Annotated in this window: 15 protein-coding genes; 4 read left to right on the forward strand and 11 right to left on the reverse strand. The window is 66.6% G+C overall.

The window, feature by feature from the left end; all coding sequences use genetic code 11:
- Nucleotides 1-36: 36 nt before the first annotated feature.
- Genes MLE64_RS01850 through kdpF form a run of 6 tightly spaced genes read right to left on the reverse strand, consistent with a single transcriptional unit; the run spans nucleotide 37 to nucleotide 7915 of the window.
- Nucleotides 37-732, reverse strand: coding sequence for a response regulator (locus MLE64_RS01850; protein ID WP_243315178.1), 696 nt, complete (start codon nucleotides 730-732; stop codon nucleotides 37-39).
- Nucleotides 729-3413 (reverse strand): sensor histidine kinase, encoded by a 2685-nt coding sequence (locus MLE64_RS01855; protein ID WP_243315180.1) that lies wholly within the window; start codon nucleotides 3411-3413, stop codon nucleotides 729-731. The genes MLE64_RS01850 and MLE64_RS01855 overlap by 4 nt, the downstream gene beginning before the upstream one ends.
- Nucleotides 3414-3422: 9 nt before the next feature.
- Entirely contained in the window at nucleotides 3423-4034 is a 612-nt protein-coding gene (kdpC, locus tag MLE64_RS01860) for a potassium-transporting ATPase subunit KdpC (RefSeq protein WP_243315182.1), read from the reverse strand.
- Between the two features lie 10 nt (nucleotides 4035-4044).
- Nucleotides 4045-6123 (reverse strand): potassium-transporting ATPase subunit KdpB, encoded by a 2079-nt coding sequence (kdpB, locus tag MLE64_RS01865; RefSeq protein WP_243315185.1) that lies wholly within the window; start codon nucleotides 6121-6123, stop codon nucleotides 4045-4047.
- Nucleotides 6120-7826, reverse strand: coding sequence for a potassium-transporting ATPase subunit KdpA (gene kdpA, locus MLE64_RS01870; RefSeq protein ID WP_243315188.1), 1707 nt, complete (start codon nucleotides 7824-7826; stop codon nucleotides 6120-6122). Before kdpA ends, kdpB begins: the two co-directional genes overlap by 4 nt.
- Entirely contained in the window at nucleotides 7823-7915 is a 93-nt protein-coding gene (kdpF, locus tag MLE64_RS01875; RefSeq protein WP_243293527.1) for a K(+)-transporting ATPase subunit F, read from the reverse strand. Before kdpF ends, kdpA begins: the two co-directional genes overlap by 4 nt.
- 447 nt (nucleotides 7916-8362) lie before the next feature.
- Here kdpF and MLE64_RS01880 point away from each other — a divergent pair, with 447 nt between their 5' ends.
- Nucleotides 8363-10255 (forward strand): APC family permease, encoded by a 1893-nt coding sequence (locus MLE64_RS01880; RefSeq protein WP_243315189.1) that lies wholly within the window; start codon nucleotides 8363-8365, stop codon nucleotides 10253-10255.
- Here the strand turns inward: MLE64_RS01880 and MLE64_RS01885 are convergent, their stop codons facing one another.
- Entirely contained in the window at nucleotides 10256-12091 is a 1836-nt protein-coding gene (locus MLE64_RS01885; RefSeq protein WP_243315191.1) for a chloride channel protein, read from the reverse strand.
- The gene (locus MLE64_RS01890) at nucleotides 12088-12537 is read right to left on the reverse strand and encodes a MarR family winged helix-turn-helix transcriptional regulator (RefSeq protein ID WP_243315192.1); all 450 of its coding nucleotides are present in this window, start codon (nucleotides 12535-12537) and stop codon (nucleotides 12088-12090) included. Before MLE64_RS01890 ends, MLE64_RS01885 begins: the two co-directional genes overlap by 4 nt.
- A gap of 160 nt (nucleotides 12538-12697) precedes the next feature.
- Here MLE64_RS01890 and gnd point away from each other — a divergent pair, with 160 nt between their 5' ends.
- A complete protein-coding gene (gnd, locus tag MLE64_RS01895; protein ID WP_243315194.1) occupies nucleotides 12698-13603 on the forward strand; it encodes a phosphogluconate dehydrogenase (NAD(+)-dependent, decarboxylating) in 906 nt (301 codons plus the stop codon).
- A gap of 128 nt (nucleotides 13604-13731) precedes the next feature.
- Here gnd and MLE64_RS01900 read toward each other — a convergent pair whose 3' ends face one another.
- From MLE64_RS01900 to MLE64_RS01910, 3 genes are read right to left on the reverse strand one after another with little or no spacing between them, the layout of a single operon-like run.
- Nucleotides 13732-14517: a succinate dehydrogenase/fumarate reductase iron-sulfur subunit gene (locus MLE64_RS01900; RefSeq protein WP_243315197.1), complete on the reverse strand. Its 786-nt coding sequence runs from the start codon at nucleotides 14515-14517 to the stop codon at nucleotides 13732-13734.
- 11 nt (nucleotides 14518-14528) lie between these two features.
- Nucleotides 14529-16448 carry a fumarate reductase/succinate dehydrogenase flavoprotein subunit gene (locus tag MLE64_RS01905; protein WP_243315199.1) on the reverse strand — a complete coding sequence of 640 codons (1920 nt, stop codon included), beginning with the start codon at nucleotides 16446-16448 and terminating at the stop codon, nucleotides 14529-14531.
- Nucleotides 16449-16464: 16 nt separating this feature from the next.
- Nucleotides 16465-17160 (reverse strand): succinate dehydrogenase cytochrome b subunit, encoded by a 696-nt coding sequence (locus MLE64_RS01910; RefSeq protein ID WP_243315202.1) that lies wholly within the window; start codon nucleotides 17158-17160, stop codon nucleotides 16465-16467.
- Nucleotides 17161-17605: 445 nt separating this feature from the next.
- On the opposite strand from MLE64_RS01910, the gene MLE64_RS01915 reads away from it, so the two are divergent.
- Entirely contained in the window at nucleotides 17606-20029 is a 2424-nt protein-coding gene (locus tag MLE64_RS01915; RefSeq protein WP_243315203.1) for a sodium-translocating pyrophosphatase, read from the forward strand.
- A gap of 138 nt (nucleotides 20030-20167) precedes the next feature.
- The gene (locus MLE64_RS01920; protein ID WP_243315204.1) at nucleotides 20168-22240 is read left to right on the forward strand and encodes a S9 family peptidase; all 2073 of its coding nucleotides are present in this window, start codon (nucleotides 20168-20170) and stop codon (nucleotides 22238-22240) included.
- Nucleotides 22241-22273 lie beyond the last annotated feature (33 nt).

Consider the following 22273-nt stretch of genomic DNA (forward strand, 5'->3'; position numbering starts at 1 on the left):
TGAATCAGGGTCGCTGTCTTGGGGTGGATTGGCGGCCTACTCCTCCGTCCGTAGCCGGTAGCCCACGCCGGGCTCGGTCTGCAGGTACCTGGGGCGGGAAGGATCCTCCTCCAGTTTGTGCCGGAGCTGGGCCATGTAGACCCGGAGGTACAGGGGCTGGGCGCCCGCCACGCCACCCCAGACCTCCTTCAGGAGCTGGCGCTGGGTGACGACCTTTCCTGCGTGCCGGATCAGGGTGGTGAAGAGGCGGTATTCGAGCGGGGTGAGGTGGACCTCCTGGCCTCCGACGAGGACCTGGCGCCGGGCCAGGTCCACTCGCCACCGTCCCAGGGTGAACAGCGGGTCTTCGGCCGTCCCGGGGTCCGCGTGGCGCAGAGCTACACGGATACGGGCCAGGAGCTCCCCGGTGCCGAAGGGCTTGGTGAGGTAGTCGTCGGCGCCCACGTCCAAGGCACCGATCTTGTCGGTCTCCCGTCCCCTGGCGGAGATGACGATGACCGGGGTGCGGCTCCATTCCCGGAGCCGCGTCATGAGGTCGAGGCCGTCCATGTCGGGGAGGCCCAGGTCGAGCAGGATCACGTCCGGCCGATGCTGCACGGCCAGGGTCAGGCCCTCCTGGCCCGAGGCGGCCTCGAGGTAGCGGTAGCCGCCACCCTCCAGGGCCACCCGGAGGAATCGGCGCATCTGGGGCTCGTCCTCCACCAGGAGGATCTGGGGAGCGGGAACGCTCATGCCGGCTCCTCGGGCACAGGTGGCGGCGTGCCCAGGGGGAGGCTCACGAGGAACTGGGCTCCGCCCTGGGGATGGTTGACCGCCTGGATGCGGCCCCCGTGGGCGGCCACGATGCCCTTGCAGATGGCCAAGCCAAGCCCCGCCCCAGGGTGGCCCACGGCGGCGCCGCCTCGGGCCAGCTTCTCGAAGATCCGCACCTCCTCCCCGGGAGCGATCCCGGGGCCCCGGTCCGTCACGGACAGGGTGAGGGACTTCCCAGCGGCCCAGGCCTTGATGTCCACCTGGGAACCCGGCGGCGAGTACTTCAGCGCGTTGTCGAGGAGGTTCACCAGCACCTGCTCCATGAGGACGGGATCCATGGCCACCAGCGGCAGATCTTCGGGCAGGTGGGCCTTCACCCGCGCGGATTCCGCACCCAGCTCGCGGCGGTCCAGGGCCGCGCCCACCACCTCCTCCACGGGGATCCATTCGGTGCGCAACTCCAGGGCGCCGGCCTCAAGGCGCGTGATATCCAGCAGATTGCTGACGAGCCGGTGCAGCCGTTGGGCCTCCTCCTGGGCCGAGGTCAGGAGGTCGCGCCGGGTGGCGTCGGAGAGGTCGGGTGTCTCCAGGACCGTGCTCACGGCGCCAGTGATGACGCCCAGGGGGGTCCGCAAGTCATGCGATACCGAGCTGAGCAGCGCATTCCGCAGGCGCTCCTCCTCGGCCCGCTGGCGATCCGCGGCGCTCTGCTCGGCCAGGAGGGTTCGCTCCAGGGCCAGGGCGGTCTGGGTGGCGAAGGCCTCCAGCAGCTGACGCTGGTCCGGTTCCACCCACCGGGGGGCGCCCTCCGGAAGCACACCCATCACACCCAGCGGGCCCTTGGACCCCTTGAGGGGCAGGTAGGTGGCACGGGCCCCGGGCAGGGTGACCGTGCCCAGTCCGGCAGGCTCGTCATGCTCGAGGACCCACTGGGCCACCCCCCGTTCCTGGTCGTTCAGCGGGAAGGCGAAGTGATGGGCCGGCGCCTCCAGGTGTCCGGAACCGTCTGGAAGCAGCACCACCGCATGACTCTGGAACTGGGCCGCGACGTTCTGGATCGCGGCGGCCACCAGCGCTGTGGACCCCGCGCTGCGGGCCAATCCCTGCCCCAGGCGGAAGAGGGCCTGTGTCCGTTGTTCCCGGCCGCGGGCCAGGCGGGCCTGGGCCCGGATCCGCTCGGTGAGATTGCCGATGACCACCCCCACCAGAAGCATCACCGAGAAGGTGCCTACGTGGCGGAAGTCGGATACCACGAAGGTGAAATAGGGGGGCACGAAGATGAAATCGAAGGCCGCCACGCTCAGGATCGAAGCCAGGAGCGAGGGGCCGCGGCCGAAGCGGGTGGCGACCACCAGGATCCCCAGCAGGTAGACCATCACGATGTCCGCTAGTTCCGTGCGTCGGAATACCAGGCCGGCGACGGCCGTCGCGAGGGCCACCGTGATGAGGCTGAGCAGGTAGTTCCGCGGGGGGCTCGTGATGCGGGGCCGGAGGGCCGACGGGTGCGCCTGTTTCGCCGTTTCGCCCGTGATGACGTAGATGTCGATGTTCCCGCTGTGGCGGATGAGGTCATCTACCGGCGAACCCGCGAAGGCGTCGAGCCATCTTGGGCGCGAAGGCTTGCCCACCACGATCTTGGTGATGTTTCGATCCTGGGCGAATGCGAGGATGTCCTCGTCCGTCCGGCCGCCGCCTTCGATGACGACCGTTTCCCCACCCAGCTTCTCGGCCAGCCGGAGATTCTCCTCGACGCGGGTCCGCTCTTCCTCGCTGAATTTGAAGTGCCGGGGGGATTCGATGTAGAGGGCCACCCATGAGGCCGCCAGGGACCCCGCCATGCGGCGTGTGGCGCGGATGAGCCGCTCGGAGAGCCCGTCCGGACCGACACAGACCAGGAGCCGGTCACCGGCTGCCCAGGTCTTCCGGATACCCTCGGACTCCATGTACCGCCGCATCTGGGCATCGACGTTTTCCGCCGTGTGGCGCAGGGCCAGCTCGCGAAGGGCGAGAAGGTTGCCTTTGCGGAAGAAGTGTTCGCGGGCATGACTGGCCTGCTCCGGAAGGTAGACCTTGCCCTCCTTGAGCCGGACGAGCAGATCCTCCGGGGCCAGGTCCACCAGCTCGACTTCGTCCGCTCGTTCCATGACGGTGTCCGGGACATTCTCTCGAACCGTGACGCCGGTGATCTGGGCGATGACGTCCTTGAGGCTTTCCAGGTGCTGGACGTTCATCGTGGTGTAGACATCGATGCCGGCGTCCAGCAGCTCCATGACGTCCTGCCAGCGCTTGGCGTGCCGGGAGCCCATCACGTTGGTGTGGGCCAGCTCGTCCACGAGAATCAGCGCCGGCCGGCGGGCCAGGGCGGCTTCGAGGTCGAACTCAGGAAGGAACTGACCGGCGTAGGCCAGCTCCTTTCGGGGCAGGATCTCCAGCCCCTCTGTAAGGGCGGCCGTCTCACTCCGGCCGTGGGTCTCGACGACGCCGACGACGAGGTCGACCCCCTCCACGCTCCGCTCCCGCGCCTCGGAAAGCATGGCGTAGGTCTTGCCAACGCCCGGTGCGGCGCCGAAGAAGACCTTGAGTTTCGCCCGACTCTCCCGGGCTTCTTCTGCCTGGACCTTGCGGAGCAGGGCATCAGGATCAGGGCGTTGGAAGGCCATGCCCTTACGCTATCTGGATTTGTGGCTCTTTGCCCCAAACGGGTCGTCGAGGGCCAAGTTGAGTTTCAGGACGTTCACCCGGGGTTCGCCGAGGATGCCCCATTGCGGGCCTTCGACATGGGTGGTCACGAGGTCGCGCACAGTGGTCTCGTCCAGCCCTCTCGCCAAGGCCACCCGGTGAGCCTGGAAGAGCGCGGAAGCCGGGCTGATGTGTGGATCCAGGCCACTGCCCGACGCGGTAACGAGGTCGACAGGAACCGGGCCGGTGGCCTCCGGGTCCGCGGTCCGGAGGGCGGCGACCCGGTCCTGGACCGCTCTGCGGAGATCCGGACTGCTGGGAGCCAGGTTGGAACCGCCACTGTTGGCGCCGTTGTAGGGCAGGGGCTTGCCTTGGGCGTCGACGGTGGCGGAGGGACGACCCCAGAAGTCGCGGGGCGCCGTGAAGGACTGCCCGATCCACTCGGAACCGATGATCTGGCCGTCTCTGCGGATCAGGCTGCCTTCGGCCTGATGGGGGAAGACCGCCTGGGCCAGCCCGGTGACCCCGAGGGGGTAGGCCAGACCCGTGAGGGCGGACAGCGCGATGAAGAGGACGAGGGCGGGGCGGAATTGCGAGTCCATGAGAACTCCTCTAGGCGACGAGGTGGAGCGCGGCGAGCAGCCAGTCGATGGCCTTGATACCGATGAAAGGCACCACCAGGCCGCCGGCCCCGTAGAGCAGCAGGTTCCGCTGCAGCAGTTGCGCCGCCCCCACCGGCCGGTACGCGACGCCCCGCAGGGCCAGGGGGATGAGGGCGACGATGATGAGGGCGTTGAAGATCACGGCCGAGAGGATGGCGCTCTCGGGGCTGTGGAGCCGCATGACGTTGAGTGCGCCCAGGGCCGGGTAGGTGGCCACGAAGGCCGCGGGCAGGATGGCGAAGTACTTGGCCACGTCGTTGGCGATGCTGAAGGTGGTCAACGAACCGCGGGTCATGAGCATCTGCTTGCCGATCTCCACGATCTCGATGAGCTTGGTGGGATTGGAGTCCAGATCCACCATGTTCCCCGCCTCCTTCGCGGCCTGGGTGCCGCTGTTCATGGCCACGGCGACATCGGCCTGGGCCAGGGCCGGCGCGTCGTTGGTTCCGTCTCCTGTCATGGCCACCAGACGCCCGCCGGCCTGGTACTCACGGATGAGCTTGAGCTTGGCTTCCGGCGTGGCCTGGGCCAGGAAGTCGTCCACGCCGGCCTCGGCGGCGATGGCGGCGGCGGTGAGGGGGTTGTCGCCGGTGATCATCACGGTCTTGATGCCCATGCCCCGCAGCTCCGCGAAGCGCTCCTTGATGCCGCCCTTCACGATGTCCTTGAGCTGGATGACACCGAGGGCACGTGATCCTTCGGCCACCACGAGCGGGGTGCCGCCCGTCATGGAGATCTGGTCCACGGTCCGGCGCAAGTCCTCCGGAAACGACCCGCCATGAGACTGGACGTAGGCCTCGATGGCCGAGGCGGCACCCTTGCGGATTTGGCGGGCGCCGAGGTTCACGCCACTCATGCGGGTTTGTGCGGTGAAGGGCACGAAGTGGGCGTCCAGGGCGTGGAGGTCCCGCTCGCGGAGGCCGTGCTGTTCCTTGGCCAGCACCACGATGCTGCGTCCCTCGGGTGTTTCATCTGCCAGGGAGGAGAGCTGGGCCGCATCCGCCAGATGCTTCAAGTCCAGACCATCGGCGGGCAGGAAGGCCACGGCCTGCCGGTTGCCCAGGGTGATGGTGCCGGTCTTGTCCAGCAGCAGCACGTCCACGTCGCCCGCTGCCTCCACGGCCCGGCCGGATGTGGCAATGACATTGGCCTGGATCATGCGATCCATACCCGCGATGCCGATGGCGCTGAGCAGGCCGCCGATGGTGGTGGGAATGAGGCAGACGAGCAGTGAGACCAGCACGGTCAGCGTCACGGGATGCCCCTGTCCGGCGGCCTTGGTGGAGAAGACGGAGTAAGGCAACAGGGTGGCCGTAGCCAACAGGAAGACGATGGTGAGCCCGGCCAGGAGGATGTCGAGGGCGATTTCGTTAGGCGTCTTCTGGCGCTTGGCGCCCTCCACCATGGCGATCATGCGGTCCAGGAAACTCTCACCGGGATTGGACGAGATGCGGATCAACAGCCAGTCGGAAAGCACCAAGGTTCCCCCGGTGACGGCGGAGCGGTCGCCGCCGCTCTCCCGGATGACCGGGGCGCTCTCGCCGGTGATGGCGCTTTCGTTCACCGAGGCCACGCCCTCGACCACCTCTCCGTCACCGGGGATGGTCTCGCCGGCTTCCACCAGCACGAGGTCATTGACGCGCAGGACCGGTGCATCGACCACCTCGTGCGGCCCCATCCTGTCGGCCCCGAGCAGCCGTCTGGCCTTCACGCCGCGCCTGGACCGGCGCAGGGAATCCGCCTGGGCCTTGCCCCGGCCCTCTGCCATGGCTTCGGCGAAATTCGCGAAGAGGAGGGTGAACCAGAGCCAGAGAGAGATGGCCAGGATGAAGCCGGGGCGTCCCTCCCCGCGGCCCGTCAGGGCCTGGATCCAGAGGCCCGTGGTGAAGGCACTGCAGATCCAGACGGTGAACATCACGGGATTCCGGATCTGGTGAAGGGGGTTCAGCTTCCGGACGGAGTCCAGCACGGCGCGTCGCACGATGGCGGATTCGAAGAGAGGCCTGTCCTGCCGCGAGTGGGAGGTCATCGGATGCTCCTCAGGGTCAGGTGCTCGGCGACGGGGCCGAGGGCCAAGGCGGGGATGAACGTGAGTGCGCCCACCAGGAGCACGACTCCGACGAGCACGCCGACAAAAAGGGGCGTATGCGTGGGCAAGGTGCCCAGACCCTCGGGCGTGTGCTTCTTCTTCACCAGGGAGCCGGCGAGGGCCAGCACGGGCCAGATCACGCCGAAGCGACCCAGGAGCATGGCGACGGCTAGACCGTCGTTGTAGAAGGGCGTGTTGGCGTTGAGTCCGGCGAAGGCACTGCCGTTGTTGTTGGAGGCGCTGCTCCAGGCGTAGAGGATCTGGCTGAAGCCGTGGGGTCCGGGATTGCTCACGGAGGCCACGGCCGCCGGAACGAGCACGGAGATGGCCGTCCCGATCAGCACAGCGGCGCAAGGCAGGAGGATGGCGATGGAGGCCATCTTCATCTCGAAGGCCTCCACCTTCTTGCCTAGGTATTCGGGGGTGCGGCCCACCATGAGGCCGCCAATGAAGACGGCGACCAGGGCGAACATGAGCATGCCGTAGAGCCCCGATCCGACGCCGCCGAAGACCACTTCGCCCAGTTGCATGAGCCATAGGGGGACCAGGCCGCCCAGGGGCGTGAAGGAGTCGTGCATGGCGTTCACGGAGCCATTGGAGGCAGCCGTGGTGGCTGTGGCCCAGAGGGCAGAGCCGCCGGGGCCGAACCGCAGCTCCTTGCCCTCCATGTTCCCGCCCGGCTGATCGAGGCTGGCCACCTGGGTCACCCCCAGGCCGTCCAGGGCGGGGTTGCCCTTCACCTCGGCCTGCGTGCAGACGGCCAGGGCCCCGACGAACATCACGGTCATGGCCGCCAGCAACGCCCAACCCTGGCGGCGGTCCTTCACCATGTGCCCGAAGGTCACGCAGAGGGCCGCGGGGATGAGGAGGATGCTCAGCATCTGGGCGAAATTCGAGAGGGGCGAGCTGTTCTCGAAGGGATGGGCGGCGTTGGCGCCGAAGAACCCGCCGCCGTTGGTGCCGAGCATCTTGATCGCGACCTGGGATGCCGCGGGGCCCATGGCGAGCACCTGTCCGCCGGCGGTGTGGAGGTAGGCGGACAGGTTCTGGATGACGCCCTGGGAGACCAGGAAAAGGGCGAGGGCGAAGGACAGGGGTAGGAGGATATAGAGGGTGCTGCGCACCAGGTCTACCCAGGCATTCCCGAGGCCCGCGGCGCTGCGGCGCGTGATGCCCCTGACGAGCGCGGCCAGCACCGCGATGCCGGTCGCGGCGGAGATGAAGTTCTGCACCGTGAGGCCCAGCATCTGGGTGAGGTAGCTCAGCGTGGTTTCACCGCTGTAGGCCTGCCAGTTGGTGTTGGTGATGAAACTGACGGCCGTGTTGAAGGAGAGGCCGGAGGCGACGTTGGCCTGGCGCTCGGGGTTCAGGGGCAGGGCCGCTTGGGTCTTCATCAGGAGGAACACCGCCGCCAGGCCGAGGAGCTTGATGAGGGTGATGGACCAGGCGTAGGCCTTCCAGCCCATCTCATCGTCCTCGTGGATGCCCATGAGGCGATAGAGGCCTCGTTCGAGGGGGCGCAGGATCGGGTGGAGGAGGGTGCGCCCGCCCTCAAGGACCTTGGCCATGTGGGTTCCCAGGGGGTAGGCCAGGCTCAGGAGCAGGGCCAGGTACAGCAGGTTCTGGGACCAGGCATGGGTCATTGGAACGTCTCCGGCTTCAGCAGAGCGAAGGTGAGGTAGCCCAGAAGGCCCAGGGCCAGGAGAGAGGCCAGAAGGAGGGTGAGGTTCATCGGAGCATTCCTTCCCGGGGTTGGATCTGGGCGATCAACCAGAAGAAGAAGGGAAGAAGCATCAGGATCAGCATCCACCAGCCGCTGGTGCGTCCGCCCTCACCCTCGTTCCAGAGCGCGCGCGCGGCCCGGAGGCCCAGCCAGGCTGCCAACGCGGCGAATGGGAAGAACCATGGCATCACAAGGTGCACAGAGACTCCTGCGGGCGACCTGGTCCGTGAGGGGGCACCCGATCCGACAGCATGGTTCGAGCCCCGTTAAGACGCTGTTAGGAGTTGAGGCGGACCGATCGAGGTGTCGTCGGGGCAGGCGTTCTAGGCTGGATTCCTAACGCATTCTTAACGCCGTTCCTGGCCATTCTTGTCGGTTGGCCCGGCCCCGGAGCAGGTGGACCGGGCCGGTCCCATCGTCATCCCGTCTGGACCCGCCATCCCAGGAACCCCGGTCATGCCCAATTACAGAACCCTTCTCCTGGGCCGGCGTCTGGCCAGCGAGGAAAGCCACGAGACCCGGATCAGCAATCCCATCGCCCTGGCGGTGTTCAGTTCGGACGCGCTGTCGTCCGTGGCCTACGGCACCCAGGAGATCATGGCGCCGCTCACGGCGGCCATCGCGGTGTTCGGGGCAGGGGTGCTCGGGTGGTCTTGGTGGGTGGCTCTCGGCATCGTGGGCCTGCTGCTGATCCTCAACGTGAGCTACCGCCAGACCATCCACGCCTATCCCAGCGGCGGCGGCGCCTACCTGGTGGCTAAGGACAACCTCGGCGAGGCCGCGGCCCAGACGGCGGGCGCTTCGCTGCTGATCGACTACATCCTCACCGTGGCCGTATCGGTATCCGCGGGCGTCTCGGCCATCGTTTCCGCCTTCCCCGGGCTGGAGGCCCACCGGGTGCTGCTGGCCGAGGGAATTATCGCCTTCATCGCCCTGATGAACCTTCGCGGGGTGAAGGAGAGCGGCCTGGTCTTCTCCCTGCCGACCTATGGCTTCGTGGTCTGCATCGTGGGCCTGCTGCTCAAGGGCTTCTGGAACGTGGCCACGGGGCATGGGGCGGCCGCCGCTCACGTGGCCGCGGCCCATCTCGAAGGGACCTCCCGGCTGGCCGCCGTCTGGCTTCTGGCCCGAGCCTACAGCGCCGGCTGCACTGCGCTGACGGGCGTGGAGGCCATCAGCAATGGCGTCACGGCCTTCAAAGACCCGGTGTCGCGCAATGCGTCGAAGACCATGACCTGGATGGTGGTGATCCTGGGGGGCATGTTCCTGGGCATCACCTACCTGACGAACCACTACGGGCTGACCTACCATCCGGACTCGCCCGAGACCCTTCTGTCCCAGCTCACCCGGATCATCCTGGGCGGCGCGGAACACGGGTTTCCGAAGCTCGTCTACCTCACCACCACAGGCTTCACCATGGCCATCCTGGCCCTGGCGGCGAACACGGCCTATGCGGACTTCCCCCGCCTGGCCGCGCTCCATGCCCGGGACGGCTTCCTGCCCCGCCAGTTCACCAGCCAGGGGGATCGCCTGGTCTTCTCCAACGGGATCTTCATCCTGTCCCTGGCGGCTGGGTTCCTGGTCCTGCTCTTCGGTGCAAAGGAAGACCACCTGCTACCGCTCTACGCGGTGGGCGTCTTCCTGGGCTTCACCATCAGCCAGACGGGCATGGTGCGCCGGTGGTTCCGGCTGAGGGGCCCCCACTGGCGGCTCAAGGCGCTGGTCAATGGCCTGGGCGCGGTGACCACCCTGATCGTGATGCTGGTTATCGCCGTGACGCGGTTCACCCACGGGGCGTGGATCGTGATCGTGCTCGTGCCGGTGATGGTCACCACGTTCTTCAACATCCACCGGCACTACATCCGGGTGAAGTCCATCCTCGCGGCCAGCCGTGTGGACTTCATCGGGCCCCGCCGGAACCGCGTGGTGGTCCTGGTGTCGGGGATCCATGCCGGCGTGGTGCAGGCCCTGAACTACGCGAAGGTCATCGCCGGACATGGCGAGGTGGAGGCCCTGACCATCGACTTTCCCGACGAGCACGGCCGGGACAGCGCGGCCCTGGAGAAGCTGCGCTCCGACTGGCCGCGGTATTGCGAGGGGATTCCGCTCCGGTCCATCCGCAGCCCCTACCGGAAGATCGTCGAACCCATCGTGAACGAGCTGGATCGCATGCGGCAGGCGGAACCGGAGTACACAATCACCGTCATCCTCCCCGAGTTCGTGACCGGCCACTGGTGGGCGAACCTGCTCCATAACCAGACGGCCTGGCGCATCAAGGGCACATTGCTGTCGAAGCCCAAGACCATCGTCATCTCCATTCCCTATCACCTGGAACCGCTGATGGAGTGATTATCCAACCCGGAAGGTGCGCTTCGGAACCTCCGAGGAGGTCAGCCTGGCCGTATGCGCCTCCAGCAGGTCGCTCCGCGTGAGGATGCCGATCAGCCTGGAGTCCGCGTCCAGGACAGGAAGGCGTCCCACGGCCTCGCGGACCATGTGATCGGCCGCCTGGCGGAGCGAGTTGCCCCCGAAGGCCACGGCCAGATCCCGGTGGATCAGGTTCCGGATGGACGCCTCCGGGGGATGGGAGGCCTCCAGCAGGTCCCGCCGCGTGAGCACGCCAATCACGGATCCATCACCTTCGACGACGGGGAACCCGTGATGGGAGGCGCCATTCGCTCCAGCTTCGATCCAGCGCCGCGCCGAACTGAGCGACTGGTCCGCCTCCAGGGTCACCACGGGGCTCGAGGCCGCATCCTGGACCAGGACCTGATCCAGGAAATCCGCGGAGTACTCCTCCGGGACCCGGATGCCGCGCCGGGCGAGCTTCTCCGTCATGATGCTGTTCCGCATCATCAGGGCCGAGATCAGGTAGGCGGCGGAGCATCCGCCCAGCAGAGGCAGCAGGCCCAGCGGCTGCAGGGTCGTCTCGAAAGCGAACACGGCGGAGGCCAGCATGGCCCGGGAGGCGCCCGCGAAGATGGCGGCCATGCCGACCAGCGCGCAAATCCGGGGGTCCACGCCCGCCCCCGGGAAGGCGGCGGCGACCAAGCCGCCCAGGAGGGCGCCCAGCGCGCCGCCCAGGGTGAAGAGGGGGGCCAGCGTTCCGCCGGACGTGCCGCTGCCCAGGGCGATGGACCAGGAGAGGAACTTGGCCAGGCACAGGACCAGGAGGCCGGTCCCAATGAGGTTCGCCGAGAGGATGGCCTGGATGTTGTCGTAGCCCACGCCCATGGTGTGGGGGACGAAGTAGCCGATGACGCCGACGGCGAGTCCGCCCAGGGCGGGCCACCACATCCAGTGGATGGGCAGATGCTCGAAGCCGTCCTCGATCCAGTAGATGGCCCGGGTCACGTAGACCGAGGCCAGGCCGACCAGGGCGCCGAGGGCGATGTAGACGGCCAAGGCGGAGCCGCCGGGGGTGGCGAGCGTGGGCATGGGGAAGACCGGCCGGATGCCGACGAGCGAGAAACGGACGCCGGTGGCGGCCGCGCTGGCCAGGGCCACGGGGATGATGGAGCGCGGGCGCATCTCGAAGAGCAGCAGCTCCACCGCGAGGAGCACCGCGGAAACCGGAGACCCGAAGGTGGCCGCCATGCCGGCCGCCGCGCCCGCCGCCAGCAGTGTCTTGCGCTCCAGGGCCGTGGTCGAGAGGACCTGCCCGAGGAGGGAACCGAGGGCGCCACCGGTGGCGATGATGGGGCCCTCCGCACCGAAGGGGCCGCCGGTGCCGATGGCGATGGCGGCGGAGAGGGGCTTGAGGAAGGTGATGCGGGCCGGGATGCGGCTCTCGTTGAGCAGGACCTGTTCCATCGCCTCGGGGATGCCATGCCCGCGGATGGCGCGGGATCCGTACCGGGCCATCAGGCCGACAAGGATCCCTCCCGCGACCGGGATGAAGATGGCCGGCCAGCCGAGGTGGTGCCCGGCCGGCGAGGCGAACTCAGTGGAGAATCGATGGTGGTAGGCGAGGTTGGTGACGAGCCCGATGAGCCGGACGAGCAGTTCGGCGAGGTACCCTGCGGCCACGCCCAGCGCGAGGGCGAGCAGGCTGATGAGGGCGACCCGGCCATCGACGATGGCGCGCTCGATGGGAATCCGGGCGTTCTCCAGGGCCGGTGCGAGGCTCGGGGCCACAGGGAGGCCCTCTCCGGACTGCTGGAACGGTGACCTTGCGCCCGTCATGGCTTCCTCCTTCCGCGCGCAGGGCGTGGTGAATCCTCGAAGAACATTGGCCGGGCCTCCAGGCTCGGGGGAACCAGGTGTTCGAGCAGATCGGCGAGCCGGGCCCGGTTCCCGCCCTCCAGGCCGGCGATGCGCCGGATCAGCAGGTCCTGCACCGTCGGAGGGGTCAGCCCGGAAAGGCGCTGCCCGGCTGCCGTCAGGGACAGCTCCAGCCGGCGCCCATCCTCGGCTGAGACATGCTTCTGGACCAGGCCCTTCTCCTGGAGCTTCCGGACCACGACCGATACGGAGCTCTGGTCCGTGACCGTTCGGGCCGCCACCTCGCCCAGGCTCATGCCCGGCTGGTCGCGGAGGGCCTGGAGGACGAACAGCTGGGCGGCGCTCAGGCCGAATTGTTTCTCACATGAGGTGGAGGCCAGGCGCAGATCCCTGACGATGGCGCGCAAGGCCTGGAAGACCCGCCGGGTGGTCGGATCGCTGCCTGGAGGTATTTTTGATTGGGATCCCATACAATTGGAGGATAGCCCACGTGGAGACATTGTGGCAACACCGTTGCATATGGGCACACCATTCATGGAGCCGGAATCGAACCCAAGGAGCGTCACCATGGACATCGGCATGATCGGATTGGGCAGGATGGGCGCGGGCATGGCCCGGCGCCTGGCTGGAGCCGGCCACCGCGTGGTGGGCTTCGACCCGGATGACGGGGCCCGCGGACGCCTGCAAGGCCACGGGCTCGACGTCGCCGGGTCGCTGGAGGCGCTGGCGGGCGGCCTGCCGGGGCCGCGGGTCCTCTGGCTGATGGTGCCCGCCGGGGAGAAGGTGGACCAGACGATCGACGCCCTGCTGCCGCTGCTGTCAGCGGAGGACGTGATCGTCGACGGGGGCAATTCCCATTACAAGGACACGCTGCGTCGGGCGGCGACGGTGGCGGAAAGGCGGGTCTACTACCTGGACTGCGGGACGAGCGGGGGCGTCTGGGGACTCACCGAGGGCTACTGCCTGATGGTGGGGGGCGATCCGGCGGTGATCGAGCGCCTACGGCTGGTCTTCGGGAGCCTGGCCCCCATAGAAGGCGGTGGCTGGGGTCGGGTCGGCCCGTGCGGCGCGGGCCACTTCGCCAAGATGGTTCACAACGGCATCGAATACGGGCTGATGCAGGCGTACGCGGAAGGCTTCTCAATCCTCCGGCACAAAGAGGAATTCGAATTGGATGTGAGCCAGGTGGCCGAGATCTGGCGGCACGGGAGCGTGGTGCGCTCCTGGCTGCTGGACCTGACCGCCAGCGCACTGGCGAAGCCGGGTGGCTTGGCCGGCATCGCCCCCTACGTCGCGGATTCGGGGGAGGGCCGATGGGCCGTGGACGAAGCGATCGATCTGGACGTTCCGGCACCCGTGATCACCCAGGCGCTGATCCAACGGCTGCGCTCGCGCGATGCCGAGTCGTTCTCGGACCGGCTGGTGGCGGCGATGCGCCAGGAATTCGGTGGACATGCGGTCAAGCAAGGATGAGTCTGCCGGGTATCCAGACAGGTTCCGGCTCGGCACGATGCAACTTCCCCCCGTTCCAATCCGGCGAGGATTTCTAAATAAGGAAACGCCCGGCAGTCGCCGGGCGTTTCCTTTGGTGCAGGGCTGGTTCAGCCCACGCCGCCGCCGCTGGTGGCGGGCCGGTAGGTGAGGCTGGCCTTGATGAAGTCGCGGTTCATGCGCGCGATGTTCTCCATCTTGATGCCCTTGGGGCAGGCGGCTTCACACTCGCCGTGGTTGGTGCAGGTGCCGAACTCCTCGGCGTCCATCTGGGCGATCATGTCGCGGACGCGGAGGTGGCGCTCGGGCTGGCCCTGGGGCAGGTGGCCCAGGTGGCTGATCTTCGCGGACACGAAGAGCATGGCGCTGGCGTTGGGGCAGGCGGCCACGCAGGCGCCGCAGCCGATGCAGGCGGCCGCATCCATGGAGAGGTCGGCGCTCTGCTTGGGGATGGGCAGGGCGTTGGCATCCTGGGGCGAGCCGGTGGGCACGCTGATGAAACCGCCGGCCGCGATGATGCGGTCGAAGGCGCCGCGGTCCACCATCAGGTCTTTGATGACCGGGAAGGCCTCGGCGCGCCAGGGTTCGAGGGTGATGCTGTCCCCGTCCTTGAAGCTGCGCATGTGCAGCTGGCAGGTGGTGGTGCGCTCGCGGGGGCCGTGGGGGCGCCCGTTGATCACCATGCTGCAGGTGCCGCAGATGCCCTCGCGGCAGTCGTGGTCGAAGGTGATGGGTTCCTCACCCTTGCGGATGAGGCCTTCATTCACGACGTCGAGCATCTCCAGGAAGGACATGTCGGGGCTGATGTTCTCGGCGGGGTACTCGACGAACTTGCCGTCGCACTTGGCGTTCTTCTGCCGCCACACGTGAAGGGTGAGATTGAGGTGCTTGGACATGGCTCAGTTCCTCACTTGTAGCTGCGGGTCGCGAGGTGGACGTTCTCGAAGGCGAGCTGCTCGGTGTGGCGCACCGGAGCCTGGCCTTCGCCCTTGTACTCCCAGGCGGCCACATGGGCGAAGTTCTCGTCGTCGCGGAGGGCCTCCCCTTCCTCGGTCTGCCACTCTTCGCGGAAGTGGCCGCCGCAGGACTCGCGGCGCTCGAGGGCGTCCAGGCACATCAGCTCGCCGATTTCCAGGAAGTCGGCCACGCGGCCTGCGGCTTCGAGGGACTGGTTCACGTCGTTCCCGGTTCCGGGAATGCGGAGGTTCTTCCAGAACTCCTCGCGGATCTGCGGAATGAGTTCCAGGGCCTTCTTGAGTCCGGCCTCATTGCGGCCCATGCCGCACATCTCCCACATGACCTTGCCCAGTTCGCGGTGGAAGTGGGTGGGGGTCTCCTTGCCGCCGATGGACATGAGCTGGTTCGTCCGATCAGTGACCGCCTGCTCCGCGGCCTTCACCGCGGGATCGTCGACCTTGATGCGGGTGCCGGGCTTGATGCCGGCCAGGTAGCCGCCGATGGTGTAGGGGATCACGAAGTAGCCGTCGGCCAGGCCCTGCATGAGCGCCGAGGCGCCCAGGCGGTTCGCGCCGTGGTCGGAGAAGTTAGCCTCGCCCAGCACGAAGAGGCCGGGGATGGTGCTCATGAGGTTGTAGTCCACCCAAAGGCCGCCCATGGTGTAGTGGCTGGCCGGGAAGATGCGCATGGGGGTCTTGTAGGGGTTCTCGTCGGTGATGCGCTCATACATCTCGAAGAGGTTGCCGTACTTCTCTTCGATCTTGTTGGCGCCCAGACGGTTGATGGCATCACTGAAGTCGAGGTAGACACCCAGGCGGGTGGGCCCGACGCCGCGGCCCTCGTCACAGACCTGCTTGGCCGCGCGGCTGGAGACATCGCGGGGGGCCAGGTTGCCGTAGGAGGGGTACTTGCGCTCCAGGTAGTAGTCGCGATCCTCTTCGGGGATCTGGTCGGCGGGCTTGCCGCAGTCCTCCTTGCGCTTGGGTACCCAGATGCGGCCGTCGTTGCGCAGCGACTCGGACATGAGCGTGAGCTTGCTCTGGTGGTCGCCGGTGACCGGGATACAGGTGGGGTGGATCTGCGTGTAGCAGGGGTTCGCGAAGGCAGCGCCCTTCTTGTAGGCGCGCCATACGGCCGTGCCGTTGCAGCCCTTGGCGTTGGTGGACAGGTAGAACACGTTGCCGTAGCCGCCCGTCGCGAGGCAGACCGCATCCGCGACGTGGGAGGTGACCTCGCCGGTCACCATGTCGCGCACGACGATGCCCTTGGCCACGCCGTCGGCCACGATCACTTCCAGCATCTCGTGGCGGGGGAACATCTTCACCTTGCCAAGGCCGATCTGGCGCTCCAGGGCCTGGTAGGCGCCGATGAGCAGCTGCTGGCCGGTTTGCCCGCGGGCGTAGAAGGTGCGGCTCACCTGGGCGCCGCCGAAGGAGCGGTTGTCCAGCAGGCCGCCGTATTCCCGGGCGAAAGGCACGCCCTGGGCCACGCACTGGTCGATGATGTTGTTGCTGACCTCGGCCAGGCGATGCACGTTGGCCTCGCGGGCGCGGAAGTCGCCGCCCTTCACCGTGTCATAGAACAGGCGGTACACGCTGTCGCCATCGTTCTGGTAGTTCTTGGCGGCGTTGATGCCGCCCTGGGCCGCGATGGAGTGGGCCCGGCGGGGGCTGTCCTGGTAGCAGAAGCACTCGACCTCGTAGCCGAGCTCGGCCAGGGAGGCCGCCGCGGCGCCACCGGCCAAGCCGGAGCCGACCACGAGCACCTTGTACTTGCGCTTGTTGGCCGGGTTCACGAGCTTGAGATCAAACTTGTGCTTTTCCCATTTCTTGTCGATCGGGCCGTCTGGGATTCGGGCATTGAGTTCCATGGAGCGCTCCCTGGGATCAGTGGATGAAGCCGGTCAGGACGGCGATGGGATAGGAGATGTTCACGCCCACCACGAGGACGGTCAGGCCGGTGGCGAAGTTGCGCCGCAGGCTGTCGTAGCGGGGATGGGCCAGGCCGAAGCTCTGGGTGCAGCTCCACACGCCGTGCCACATGTGCAGGCCCAGGCAGAGCTGGGCCACGATGTAGAAGGCCGCCGCGGCGGGAACCTTGAAGCCGTTCACGAAGTTGGCGTAGGGGTTCGCGCGGTCGAAGTTGGGATGGACGGTGCCGGTGGTGAGGTGCAGGAGGTGGTAGACGATGAACGCGGCGAGGATGACGCCGCTCCAGCGCATGGTGCGGGAAGCCCAGGTGGAGGCGACGTTCTTCTGGTTCCGGTAGCCGACGGGACGGGCGGCCATGTTGTCCAGCGTGAGGGTCGTGGCGGCCCAGATGTGGAGGCCGACCGCGGTGAGCAGCACCGCCCGGAACACCCAGATGCCCATGCCATGGATCATGGTGTGCAGGAACTCGGCGTAGTGGTTCATCGCCTCGGCACCCATGTAGGACGTCAGATTGCCCAGCATGTGGACCGTGACGAATCCGAAGAGGATGACGCCGGTGGCCGCCATGACGACCTTGCGGCCGACCGACGAGGCCAGGAAGCCGTGGCCGCGTGCTTCCGCGCCCGCGATGCTCTGTTCAGCAACGGACATAGGGTGACTCCTTTGAAAAACGGGGAGGTGGGTCGGAGCGCCCGCGTTTGGCGGCGGGGCCCTCTTTCAATGGCGGGGCCATATCTGACCCGATTATCTTCGGACGATCCTCGATTCCCAAGCGCTAATGCTGGAGCAAGGCAAGCTGTGACAATGGGCATCGTCCAGTCCCACCCCGATGGGACCTTGATTTGGAGGCTGGCCTGAAGTCTTGCGTTTGCAAGCAGCGGTCCGCTAAAATCAAGCCCGATCTAGACATGATCTTTGGTGGAACGCCCCCGCGTGGGGCTCGTGCAGCTTCCGCACAGGCCACCATGTTCCGACCCGCATCCGGCCGATCCAGCTTTCCATTCTCCCTCTCCTTAACCCAACTGGAGGAACAACCATGGCGACGATGAAACGTCTCCTTGACTCTCTGGCATCGACCAGACTCTTCAAGGGGGGGATGACGGCGCTCTTCGCCCTTCTGCTCTCCACCCCGGCCTTCGCGGGTGGCGAGGCGGAACTGAAGATCCCCGCGCTGCAGGGCAGCTTCATGGGCATGACGGGCCACAACCTGCTGCTCATCGGCCTCTTCATCTGCCTGCTCGGCATCGGGTTCGGCCTGGTGCAGTACTCCCAGATCCGCAACCTCCCGGTCCACAAGTCCATGCTCGAGATCTCCGAGCTGATCTATGAGACCTGCAAGACCTACCTGATGACCCAGATCAAGTTCATCGCGATCCTCTGGTCCTTCATCGCGGTGATCATGGTGGCCTACTTCAGGTTCCTGGCCCACCCGGCCATGAGCTGGCCGCAGGTGATCGTGGTCCTCCTGTTCTCGATCGTCGGCATCCTCGGCTCCGTGGCGGTGGCCTGGTTCGGCATCCGCATCAACACCTTCGCCAATTCCCGCACGGCCTTCGCCAGCCTGGGCGGCAAGCCCTTCCCCACCATGGCCATTCCGCTCAAGGCCGGCATGTCCATCGGCATGCTGCTCATCTCGGTGGAACTGGTCCTCATGCTGGCCATCCTGCTCTTCATCCCCGGTGACGCCGCCGGCCCCTGCTTCATCGGCTTCGCCATCGGCGAGTCCCTGGGCGCCGCCGCCCTCCGCATCGCGGGCGGCATCTTCACCAAGATCGCCGACATCGGCTCCGACCTCATGAAGATCGTCTTCAAGATCAAGGAAGACGACGCGCGCAACCCCGGCGTCATCGCCGACTGCACCGGCGACAACGCGGGCGATTCCGTCGGCCCGACGGCGGATGGCTTCGAGACCTACGGTGTCACCGGCGTCGCGCTCATCACCTTCATCCTGCTCGCCGTCAACCCCACCACCGCCGGGCCCAACTACCAGGCCATCCAGGTGGCGCTGCTGGTGTGGATCTTCGTCATGCGCGTGGGCATGATCGTGACCTCCGCCGTCTCCTACTGGATCAACAACCTGTGGGCCAAGGCCAAGTTCGCCAGCGCCAAGAAGTTCGACTTCGAAGTGCCCCTCACCTCCCTGGTGTGGCTGACCTCCATCGTCTCCATCGTGATGACCTACGCCCTCTCGAAGGTCCTCATCAGCGACCTGCCCGGCGGCCTCTGGTGGAAGCTCTCCACCATCATCACCTGCGGCACCCTGGCTGGCGCGCTGATCCCCGAGCTCGTGAAGGCCTTCACCTCCACCAACTCCGGCCACGTGCGGGAGGTCGTCACGGCCTCCAAGGAAGGTGGCGCGTCGCTCAACATCATCGGCGGTCTGGTGGCGGGCTACTTCTCCGCCTACTGGATGGGCCTCACCATCGTCGTCCTCATGGGCGCCGCCTACTACGTGTCCACCTTCGGCCTGGGCGCCTTCATGGCCGCCCCCGCCATCTTCGCCTTCGGCCTCGTGGCCTTCGGCTTCCTGGGCATGGGCCCCGTGACCATCGCCGTGGACTCCTACGGCCCCGTCACCGACAACGCCCAGTCCGTCTATGAGCTCTCCACCATCGAGACCCTCCCCGGCATCGAGGCGGAGATCCAGAAGGACTTCGGCTTCAAGCCCGACTTCGAGGAAGCCAAGATGTTCCTCGAGGAGAACGACGGCGCCGGCAACACCTTCAAGGCCACTGCCAAGCCCGTGCTCATCGGCACCGCCGTCGTGGGCGCCACCACCCTGATCTTCTCGATCATCCAGGTGCTGTCCGCGAAGTACGGCTCCGTCCTGCCGACCCTGCCGGGCCAGATGGCGGTGCAGGAGGGCCTGTCCCTGCTGAACCCCCTCTTCCTGCTGGGCATCGTCACCGGCGGCGCGGTCATCTTCTGGTTCTCCGGCGCGGCCTGCCAGGCCGTGGCCACGGGCGCCTACCGCGCGGTGGAGTTCATCAAGCAGAACATCAACCTGGACGCCGGCGCCGAGAAGGCCTCGGTGGAGGACTCCAAGAAGGTCGTGGAGATCTGCACCCAGTACGCCCAGAAGGGCATGTTCAACATCTTCCTGGCCGTGTTCTTCTCCACGCTGGCCTTCGCCTGCGTGAACCACTACTTCTTCATCGGCTACCTGATCTCCATCGCGGTCTTCGGCCTCTACCAGGCCATCTTCATGGCCAACGCCGGCGGCGCCTGGGACAACGCGAAGAAGCTCGTGGAGACCGAGCTGAAGGCCAAGGGCACCGAGCTCCACGATGCCTGCGTCGTGGGTGACACCGTGGGCGATCCCTTCAAGGACACCTCCTCGGTGGCCATGAACCCGGTCATCAAGTTCACGACCCTCTTCGGCCTCCTGGCCGTGGAACTGGCCATCACCCTCAACCCCGCCACGGCCCATGTCGCCGCCCTGATCTTCTTCCTGATCTCGGCCGTGTTCGTGTGGCGATCCTTCTACGGCATGCGCATCCCCGTCGTGGACGCGAAGTAGGACCTCCGCCGCCGAGGTGGACAAACACAAGAAGGGGCCCTGCGGGGCCCCTTCTTGTGTGATACCTTGTGTCGTGAGGGTATTTCCATGCACCGATTATTTCATATTCCAGCTACCCTGCTCGCCTGTGGATTGCTCATGGCTGCCGATCCTGCCCCCAAGCCCCCCGTCGCGCCCCAGAAGGCCCACACAAGCCTCTGGCACGGGGAGACGGTGAACGATCCCTGGTTCTGGCTGCGAGAGAAGGCCAATCCCGAGGTAGTGGCCTACCTGAATGCCGAGAATACCTACACCGAGGCCATGACCAAGGACCTCCAGCCGTTCTCCGAGGCGCTCTACAAGGAGATGCTGGGCCGCATCAAGCAGACGGATCTCAGCGTCCCTGTCCGCCGCGGCGTCTTCTACTACTACGCCCGCACCGAGGAGGGGAAGCAGTACCCCATCCAGTGCCGCCGGAAGGCCGGAAAGGATGGAGTCTACGACGAGAAGGCCGCCGAAGAGGTCCTGCTGGATCAGAACGAGTTGGCGAAGGGGCTGAAGTTCCTGGGCCTGGGCGGCATGTCCGTGAGCGACGATGACCGCACCCTGCTGTACAGCACCGATGCCACGGGCTTCCGCCAGTACAAGCTCTTCACGAAGGATCTGGTCTCGGGCAAGGTCAGCAGTCCGCTCGCCGAGCGGGTGACCTCCTTCACCTGGGCGGCGGATTCCCGGCACCTCTTCTTCGTCACGGAGGACGATGTCACCAAGCGCTCCAATCAGCTCTGGCGGCTGGATCTCAAGGGTGGCAAGCCTGAACTGATCTACGAGGAGAAGGACGAGCTGTACCGCATCGGAGTGGGGCGGACGAAGGACCGGAAGTTCCTCTTGATGGAAAGCCAGTCGACGGATACCTGGGAAACCCGGTACCTGGCCGCATCCAAGCCCACGGGCGCCTTCAAGGTTCTCCTGCCCCGGGAGAAGGGCCACAAGTACGATGTGGAACACCGGGAGGGGACCTTCTACATCCGCACCAACAAGGGCGCGAAGAACTTCCGTGTGGTCACGGCCCCGGTGGCGACGCCGGATCCCAAGCACTGGAAGACCTTCATCCCCCATCGCGCGGATGTGCTGATCGAAGGCCTCGAGCCTTTCCGCGACTTCCTGGTGGTGGCCGAAAAGCACGAAGGCCTGGACCGCTTCAGGATCCAGGACGTCAAGACCGGCGCCTGGAAGGATGTGGCGTTCCCCGAGCGGGTGTACGCGGCCTTCCCCGGTGGGACGCCCGAATACACTGCCAAGGCCTTCCGTTTCGCCTACCAGTCCATGATCACGCCCCAGAGCATCTACGACTGCGACATGGCTTCGGGAAAGCAGACCCTCCTGAAGGAGACCGAGGTACTGGGCGGCTACGACAGGTCCCAGTACGCCACGGAACGCCTCTGGGCCACGGCTCGTGACGGCGCGAAGGTGCCCCTGTCCGTGGTCTACAAGAAGGGCGTGAAGCTCGACGGGTCGGCGCCGCTCTTCCTGTATGCCTATGGGTCCTACGGCTTCGGCATGTCCGCCACCTTCTCCATCCCCCGCCTCAGCCTGCTGGATCGGGGCATGGTCTACGTCATCGCCCACATCCGGGGCGGGAACGAGATGGGCGAGGCATGGCACGACGATGGCATGCTCATGAAGAAGATGAACACCTTCACCGACTTCATCGATGCCGCCGACCACCTGGTGAAGGAGAAATGGACGAGCAAGGATCGTCTGGTGATCGAAGGCGGTAGCGCCGGCGGCCTGCTCATGGGCGCCGTCACCAACCTGCGGCCCGACCTCTTCAAGGCCGTCCACAGCGCCGTGCCCTTCGTGGACGTAATGAACACCATGATGGATGCCAGCCTGCCCCTGACCGTGGGCGAGTACCTGGAGTGGGGCAATCCCAACGAGAAGGCCGCCTTCGACTACATGCGGGCCTACAGCCCCTACGACAACCTGGCGAAGAAGGCCTACCCGGCCATCCTCGTCACCACCAGCTTCAACGACAGCCAGGTGATGTACTGGGAACCCGCCAAGTACGTCGCCAAGCTCCGCACCCTCAAGACCGACGCCAACCCGCTGCTGCTGAAGATCAAGATGGACCCCGCCGGCCACGGCGGCGCCTCGGGCCGCTACGACGCCCTGAAGGACAAGGCCTTCGAGACGGCGTGGCTGCTCCAGCAGGTCGGCATCACCAAATAGCCGCTCGATGCTCCAGAAAGGGCGCATCCTCGC

Source organism: Geothrix paludis (genome assembly GCF_022808815.1).
GTDB classification, from domain to species: Bacteria; Acidobacteriota; Holophagae; order Holophagales; family Holophagaceae; genus Geothrix; species Geothrix paludis.

Excerpts from the sequence above, each read along its gene's own strand:
- MLE64_RS01910 (WP_243315202.1), bottom strand. The coding sequence starts at position 17,160 with ATGTCCGTTGCTGAACAGAGCATCGCGGGCGCGGAAGCACGCGGCCAC.
- kdpF (WP_243293527.1), bottom strand. The coding sequence starts at position 7,915 with ATGAACCTCACCCTCCTTCTGGCCTCTCTCCTGGCCCTGGGCCTTCTG.
- MLE64_RS01850 (WP_243315178.1), bottom strand. The coding sequence starts at position 732 with ATGAGCGTTCCCGCTCCCCAGATCCTCCTGGTGGAGGACGAGCCCCAG.
- kdpC (WP_243315182.1), bottom strand. The coding sequence starts at position 4,034 with ATGGACTCGCAATTCCGCCCCGCCCTCGTCCTCTTCATCGCGCTGTCC.
- MLE64_RS01920 (WP_243315204.1), top strand. The coding sequence starts at position 20,168 with ATGGCTGCCGATCCTGCCCCCAAGCCCCCCGTCGCGCCCCAGAAGGCC.
- kdpA (WP_243315188.1), bottom strand. The coding sequence starts at position 7,826 with ATGACCCATGCCTGGTCCCAGAACCTGCTGTACCTGGCCCTGCTCCTG.
- MLE64_RS01915 (WP_243315203.1), top strand. The coding sequence starts at position 17,606 with ATGACGGCGCTCTTCGCCCTTCTGCTCTCCACCCCGGCCTTCGCGGGT.
- MLE64_RS01885 (WP_243315191.1), bottom strand. The coding sequence starts at position 12,091 with ATGACGGGCGCAAGGTCACCGTTCCAGCAGTCCGGAGAGGGCCTCCCT.
- MLE64_RS01855 (WP_243315180.1), bottom strand. The coding sequence starts at position 3,413 with ATGGCCTTCCAACGCCCTGATCCTGATGCCCTGCTCCGCAAGGTCCAG.
- gnd (WP_243315194.1), top strand. The coding sequence starts at position 12,698 with ATGGACATCGGCATGATCGGATTGGGCAGGATGGGCGCGGGCATGGCC.
- kdpB (WP_243315185.1), bottom strand. The coding sequence starts at position 6,123 with ATGACCTCCCACTCGCGGCAGGACAGGCCTCTCTTCGAATCCGCCATC.
- MLE64_RS01880 (WP_243315189.1), top strand. The coding sequence starts at position 8,363 with ATGCCCAATTACAGAACCCTTCTCCTGGGCCGGCGTCTGGCCAGCGAG.
- MLE64_RS01900 (WP_243315197.1), bottom strand. The coding sequence starts at position 14,517 with ATGTCCAAGCACCTCAATCTCACCCTTCACGTGTGGCGGCAGAAGAAC.
- MLE64_RS01905 (WP_243315199.1), bottom strand. The coding sequence starts at position 16,448 with ATGGAACTCAATGCCCGAATCCCAGACGGCCCGATCGACAAGAAATGG.